At 39.1% G+C, this 7,299-nt stretch carries 5 protein-coding genes; 1 reads left to right on the top strand and 4 read right to left on the bottom strand.

Features of this window, described 5'->3' with window-relative positions; all coding sequences use genetic code 11:
* Positions 1–45: 45 nt before the first annotated feature.
* The 3 genes from B7E05_RS02625 to B7E05_RS02615 form a co-directional block, all read right to left on the bottom strand.
* Positions 46–300, bottom strand: coding sequence for a hypothetical protein (locus B7E05_RS02625; RefSeq protein ID WP_245832918.1), 255 nt, complete (start codon positions 298–300; stop codon positions 46–48).
* Complete coding sequence (locus B7E05_RS02620) at positions 275–1,510, bottom strand: IS91 family transposase (protein ID WP_080872281.1); 1,236 nt, start codon at positions 1,508–1,510, stop codon at positions 275–277. The genes B7E05_RS02625 and B7E05_RS02620 overlap by 26 nt, the downstream gene beginning before the upstream one ends.
* A 117-nt stretch (positions 1,511–1,627) precedes the next feature.
* Entirely contained in the window at positions 1,628–3,454 is a 1,827-nt protein-coding gene (locus tag B7E05_RS02615) for a cation:proton antiporter (protein ID WP_080872280.1), read from the bottom strand.
* 310 nt (positions 3,455–3,764) lie between these two features.
* On the opposite strand from B7E05_RS02615, the gene recQ reads away from it, so the two are divergent.
* On the top strand, positions 3,765–5,924 hold the full coding sequence (recQ, locus tag B7E05_RS02610; RefSeq protein WP_080872278.1) for a DNA helicase RecQ: 2,160 nt from the start codon (positions 3,765–3,767) through the stop codon (positions 5,922–5,924).
* A 68-nt stretch (positions 5,925–5,992) separates the two neighbouring features.
* Here recQ and B7E05_RS02605 read toward each other — a convergent pair whose 3' ends face one another.
* Complete coding sequence (locus tag B7E05_RS02605; RefSeq protein ID WP_080872277.1) at positions 5,993–7,231, bottom strand: aminopeptidase; 1,239 nt, start codon at positions 7,229–7,231, stop codon at positions 5,993–5,995.
* Positions 7,232–7,299: the final 68 nt, after the last annotated feature.

The following is a 7,299-nucleotide window of genomic DNA, read 5'->3' as shown; positions in this document are numbered from 1 at the left end:
AAGAACAAAATCGCTAACGCGACTAAATCACGTCCCAAGTAGATGCTAATCACTTGGGACGTTTTTCGCTTCAATCATAGTGCCATTACAATGCGGACAATGAAGTTCTACTTCATCTCTATTATTTTTATCCACACTAAATTCACCAATGATATACTCCGGGACTTCATCGGTTCCATGGCAATCTAAACATTGAAATAATATGATCTTCATTTCTTCTTTTAAGCCAAAAGGATCCTCTTCGTCCAGCCAGTCTGGAAAAAATTCATCTGATTTATCCGGCTCTTTTGGGTTTGTCAATTCCGTATCTCCTCCTTCTTTCTTTCTCTACATCCTCCATGTAATGATAAATCCACCCATAGTCAGCATGCCATATTCCAATGAGCTCCATCTGTTTACGGCAACACGGACATTCCAAAGGGTCCTGTTCAAATGATTCTATCATACGTTGACGGTATGTTTTTTTCTTACGTTTTGCTTCCAAAAGAAACGAAATCTGCTTCGTTCTCATGAACGCATATAAACTCAATATTTGTTGCGCTTTACGATGAGCCCTTCTACTATACAGCCCATATCTCCCAACCATTCGAAAATGCTTTGGTGGAATGTGTTGTAATATTTCAAATAAGAACCTGTACACTGGAACCTTTTTATCTACACGTTTTCCTGTTTTATGATCCTCATACCAGTAATGAACTGTTTCCCCATCATAAGATTCAATACGATATTCGGCGATAGCTGGTCGAGCTAAATATCTGCCGATATACTTGGCTACACGCTTGGCATTGTTCATTTTCTTCTCTGCATTGACATAAAAGCCTTTCGGATACCTTTGATATAACTCATTAATAAGTTCTATGATTTTCGGTGTTGCAGGAAACCACTTCTTCAACAAATCTAAGACAACTTTTTGCCAGGACTTTCTTAAAAAATCATAAGGAACATATCCATTATTAACCCATTCATTTTGATTATCTAACGCACCTTCTGTCACCAATGCATGTATGTGAGGATTAAACTTTAAATCTCTTCCAAACGTATGAATAACCGTAATAATCCCTGAACGGAAGCCTCTTTTCTTACCTTTCTTTTTATTATGGTACTGAAATACTTCGGCTACCTGTTTACTTAATTCATTTAATTTTTTTCGGTCATTGTAAAATATGTTTCTTAACTCTCGTGGAAGTGTAAAGACCATATGGCGATGCGTAACATTAAATATCATTTCCTGTTGTTTGTCTGACCAGTCATCCGTATACTTTTTCCCACAACGGTGGCATAGTCTGCTTTTACAAGTAAAACACACGAATTTAGGAGAAGGATCCCCTTCACATCCTAAACACTCATAGCGAGCATATCCTAAATCACGTGTCCCGCAACGAATTGTTTTTTCTACCGTTTCTTTTATATGTTCACGATAAGTTTTCGGAAAACGATCAGCATGGAACTCCCAAAATCCAGCAAAATGGTCTTTTAAGATTTCTTTAATAACTCCGCTTCCCTTTCTCATATCTCTACCCCTCCAGTGAGTTAATAAAAGTTTAACATAAAAGTTATCCACAGCTAGAGAATTTTATAATTTCCTAGACAATAAAAAAACCCGCAAAATGCGGGTTTTTTTATTATTCTATGCTTCAACAGCATTTCGATCTGTTTCTTTTTCTCTGGTTAAGCTGACAATTTTATCTCCGGATGCGGGTACTGTACGCATTTCTTCAGAGAAAAATTTCAATTGTCCAGAGGGCTTTATTAAGAATAAATACACTGTTTCCGGATCTTTAGACTGTTTGTAGTTTTCAAATGTAAATTTATTAGTCAGCATTGTCTGTCTGACCGTAAATCCATTTTCTGCTTTATCAATTAAATCCTCCAGAGAGAATTTTTTATTAAATAGAATTCGTCCGCCGACTTGCGATACCATACCTGTTGAATATCCATTATCTTCAAAAGTTGTAAATGGACTGACTTTAAATACATTCGTCCTTCCATATTCAGGAATAAACGTTGTACAAAGCAGTGAATTATAGGCTTTATCATGCGTTAACGTTAATAAATATTCGTATGGAATGGTATCCAAATGATGCTCCGTCTGTTCGGATAACATACTTCCATGATAAAATTCCAAACCTTCTTGTCTTGCCAAGGCAAGATTTTCCCATGAAGCGTCCACAATAATGGATGGATAATTTGCTTCTTTTAATGACTTAGCTAATTGCACGGTAAATGGATTGCTTCCCACAATCAGTGCTCCAGGATTTCCTTTATTCGACAGGTTTAACTTTTTAGATAGCCAACCGATAGAAAAGCCGTGTGCAATAACCGTGAAAATAACAAGTGCAAAGGTCAGCGCCGTTAAAATCGAAGCATCTTCATAACCTGCTTCTGTCAAAACACCTGCAAAATATCCAGAAACAGTTAATGCCACAATTCCACGCGGTGCAATCCAGCCAACCAATAGCTTTTCATTGAAACTGAGTTTGGTGCCAATGGTCGATAAGAAAATAGATAATGGACGAACAGCAAACATCATCAATAAAACATAACCGATAATGTGCGGATTAAAAATCTGCATAATCGTCTCTACTTCCAATGAGGCGGTCAACATGATAAAAATGGTCGAAGTCAGCAAAACAGAAATATTTTCCTTAAAATGACGCATATCGGAAACAGAACTAATTCCCATATTTGCTAAAGTAATTCCCATCGCTGTTACAGATAAAAGTCCTGTCTCATGCATCACCACATCTGCAATGGTAAAACAGAATAAGACAACGACGACGACGGTCGGTGATTTTAAAAATTCAGGGACATGCCCCATTTCAAACATCCAGCCAAGCCCGCGTCCTAATATCCATCCTAAAAAGATAGCAAAAATGGAACCTGCAAAGAATAATAGGATTTGAGATACATCGGGATCAGCTGCTGTCATAAACGTGATAATTTCAAAGGCAAAAACAGCTAGTAATGCGCCGATAGGATCAACAATAATCCCTTCCCATTTTAAAATTTTTGCCGGGCGCGCTTTTAACTTAGCCTGTCGTAACAGCGGCATAATGACGGTTGGTCCGGTTACGACAAATAAACCGCCAATAACAAAGGCAACCGCCCAGGATAGACCAGCAACATAATGTGCTGTGAGCGAGCCTAAAATCCATGCAATAAATGCACCTACCGTAGAGATCCGGAAAACCGGTCTTCCGATTCCACGTAATTCCTGAAAACTTAAATTTAAGCTTCCTTCAAATAATATTATTGCTACAGCAACAGAAATAAGCGGACTGTACACATTTCCGAAATCCTGTTCTGGGTTAATTAATCCGAAAACAGGTCCAATCAATAGCCCTGTAACTGCCATCACAACGATAGCTGGCATACGAAATCGCCATGCAAACCATTGGGAGGCGATTCCTAATAAACCAATTAACATGAATTCAAATAGTAAAGAGGGAACCATATATCCTCCTCCTTTTCAAAAAGATATAGCACATTTTATAGATGAAATGCGAAAATGTAAATTCATATGAAGTAATATAGAGAAAAAAATATAATGCCCCTGGAATAACTGCTTTTTTGGCAGTGTTTTCACGGTTATTTATCATTTTTTCTTGCTTTACTTTCCAGATAAAACATTCTAGGATAATAGGTAGAGTTTGATGAAGCGCGTATTACTTTTTTATATTAAATTAAAGGATATAAAACACTTATTTTTTCCGATGGGATGAATAGTCACCGTCTCAATTAACTGTTAAAAGGGAGATTTACCTATGGAAAAACATTTAAATATTTTACAAAATTACTTTGGTTATTCCAGTTTCCGCCCCGGACAGGCCGAGGTTATTGATCATATTGACCAACATAAAAATACGCTTGCTGTGATGCCTACAGGTGGCGGTAAATCACTTTGTTATCAAGTACCTGGTATTGCAATGAATGGAACGGCAATTATTATTTCACCGCTTATTTCACTGATGAAGGATCAAGTGGACGGATTACATGCACTGGGTGTGGCCGCAACATACATTAACAGCTCTATTTCCACAGCTGAACAGCATCAGCGGCTGAAGGACATGCGACAAAACCGGTATCAGTTTGTTTATGTGGCACCGGAGCGGTTTGAATCTGATGCTTTTATCTATGCATTACAGCAAACACAGCTATCATTGATTGCTTTTGATGAAGCGCATTGCATTTCCCAATGGGGGCATGATTTCCGGCCAAGCTATCGTTCTGTCGTACCTATTCTTCAAGAAGTTAGCGGCAATCCGGTTATTATGGGGCTTACAGCCACAGCTACACCTGAGGTCATTGAAGATATTCAGACCCTTCTGCATATCCACCCAGTAAATACCGTGCATACCGGCTTTGAAAGAAAAAATCTTTCCTTTTTTATCGAAAAAGGGGTTAACAAAATCGATTATATTCTTTCCTATTTGAAAAAACATCAAGGAGAAGTCGGGATTATTTATGCAGCCACACGAAAACAGGTGGAACATGTCTATGATGTCCTAAACGAGAAAGGTTATGCTGTTTCTAAGTATCATGGCGGTTTATCCGAAAAAGAAAGGCAGGCTGCTCAAACGGCATTTATTTTTGACCAGGCTGAATTGATGGTTGCTACCACTGCATTTGGAATGGGGATTGATAAATCCAATGTCCGTTTCATTATCCACTATGCTATTCCGATGAATATGGAGTCGTATTATCAGGAGGCTGGAAGAGCAGGACGTGATGGAGAGCCCAGTAATTGTGTGCTGCTATTTTCTCCGCAAGATATTCATACCCAAAAATTTCTGATTGAGAAATCCGATTTGGATGAGGCAGGTATGCAGCGTGAATATCATAAATTAAATAAAATGGTGAATTACTGCCGCACGCAGAGCTGTTTATACAGTTATATTTTGAATTACTTCCAAATGGAATCTGGTTCTGCTTCTGTTTCCTGCGGACGCTGCAGCAATTGTTTGAAACAAGGAGACTTGGAGGATATTACGGAAGAAGCACAAATGATTTTATCCTGCGTCAAACGAATGCGGGAACGTTTTGGTACAGCTATGACAGCCAAAGTCTTAAAAGGTTCCAAAGATAAAAAGCTGATTCAATTCGGTTTATCAAAATTATCTACTTACGGTATTTTATCCAAGTATACAGAGAAGGAAATTACAGAGAGAATCCACTTCTTGCTTGCGGAAGAATATTTATCAGCAGAAGAGGGACAATTTCCCACTTTAAAACTAAACCAGAAATCGATGGATATCCTGACCGGGAAAGAAAAAGTAACGATGTTTATCCAGGATGTGCCTCGCGTTAGTGAAACAGATTATAGCGCAGACCTGTTCGAAGCACTGCGTCAATTAAGAAGAACGATGTCTCAGGAACTCAACTTGCCTCCTTATGTTCTGTTTTCAGATATGACCTTAAAAGAAATAGCCCGCTACCTTCCAGAAGATAAAGATGAATTCTTGCGGTTAAAAGGGGTAGGTCAAAAGAAATATGAACTATACGGAGAAGCCTTTCTGAAAGCTGTCGCTGATTGGAAAGAAAAAAATCCCGATTACAAGGCGCCTACTGCGATTCATTATCAAAAAGCAACGAAACCAAAAGATGCGGATGACCGCCCATCTTATCAGATATCCTATGAACTCCTGCAAAAAGGAAAAACCATTCGGGAAATTGCTTCTATACGCGATTTAAAGGAGCGAACAATAGAAGCACATATTTTTCAGGCCTCCCAAAAAGGATATACGCTTAATTGGAGTTTATTCTTTAATAACGAGGAAGAAGATACCATTTTATCCAAGCATGAAGAAATAGATGCCACTGGATTAAAAGAGCTGAAAGAGGCATTACCCGAAGACTATACTTATCGAAAAATTAAAGCAGTACTGGTTAAGAATGATAAATTCATGGTGAAAGAAAGCTCCTAAAGATTTAAAAACACGGCAAGAAGGCACCGATGACCTTGTTGCCGTGTTTTAATGGATTATTTAATTGCTTACTTTATATCCAGCGCCCAAGTTCCGTTACGGAATACAGGCTCTGATTTGCCGTCTTTGGTAATGCCATCAATATCCATTTTGTCCGAGCCGATCATAAAATCGACATGAACCAAGCTGTCATTCACACCATGCTTATCCAATTCATCCAAGTCCATCGAAGCACCGTCTTTTAAATTAGTCGGGTAAGCTTTTCCCAACGCAATATGGCAGGATGCATTTTCATCAAATAGGGTGTTGTAAAAAATCAGTCCGGATTGTGAAATTGGCGATTCGTCTGGTACTAATGCAACTTCTCCTAAGCGGCGTGCCCCTTCGTCCGAATCGAGTAAATGCTTCAACACTTCTTCTCCCTGTTCTGCCTGATAATCCACCACTTTCCCATCTTTAAACGTTAAAGAGAAGTTATCAATTAAGCTGCCTCCATAGTTTAACGGTTTCGTACTGGATACCGTTCCGTTAACACCATATTTATGCGGCATGGAGAAAACTTCTTCTGTCGGCATATTCGGATTAAATGTCACGCCTGTTTCCGCTTGGGCTGACCCGCCTTTCCAAATATGTCCTTCCGGCAGTTCCATTTCCAGTTCTGTACCTGGTGCTTTAAAGATTAACTTCTGATAGCTCTTTTTATTTAGAACTTCTCTGGCTGTTCTTAATGTTTCATTATGCTTGTCCCACGCAGCTACAGGATCATCCTGATCAACACGGACAATTTTCAAAATGGCATCCCAAAGACTGGCCACCGCATCTTCTTCGGATTTATCCGGAAAGATTTTTTTCGCCCAATCCTTTGACGGAATCGAAATAATCGTCCATGGAATACGATCATTCATCGTATATTTACGGAAATTCACCATGGCTTCCGCTGCCGCTTTCGTCGCTTTTGCCACACGGGACGGGTCAATATCTTTTAATAAATCCGGATTCGTGGAACGGATATTGACTACCGCCGCCCCATCCTCTGCAAAGGTATCATGCAGTTTCACTTTCCATTCCGGGTACGTAGCGATGACTTCGTCTGGTGCGTTCTCATATTTTAGCAGGTTCAATTCATCGTCCACCCAGTTAATATGGACATCTTTCGCACCCATTTCATATGCTTTACGAGCTACAATCCGCGTAAATTCTGCTCCTTCAATCGGTGCATTCATCATCACTGCCTGCCCTTTTTGTAAATTAACTCCTTTTTTCAATGTTAGTTCGGCGTACTTTTCTTGTACCTGTTTTGAAACCATCCAAATACCCTCCATATCTGTAAATTGATGTTCTCTTTTATATCAGAGAACACTTCGTGAAAACGTTC

The organism is Oceanobacillus timonensis (genome assembly GCF_900166635.1).
GTDB classification, from domain to species: Bacteria; Bacillota; Bacilli; order Bacillales; family Amphibacillaceae; genus Oceanobacillus; species Oceanobacillus timonensis.
This window is presented reverse-complemented; position numbering and strand designations above follow the sequence as displayed.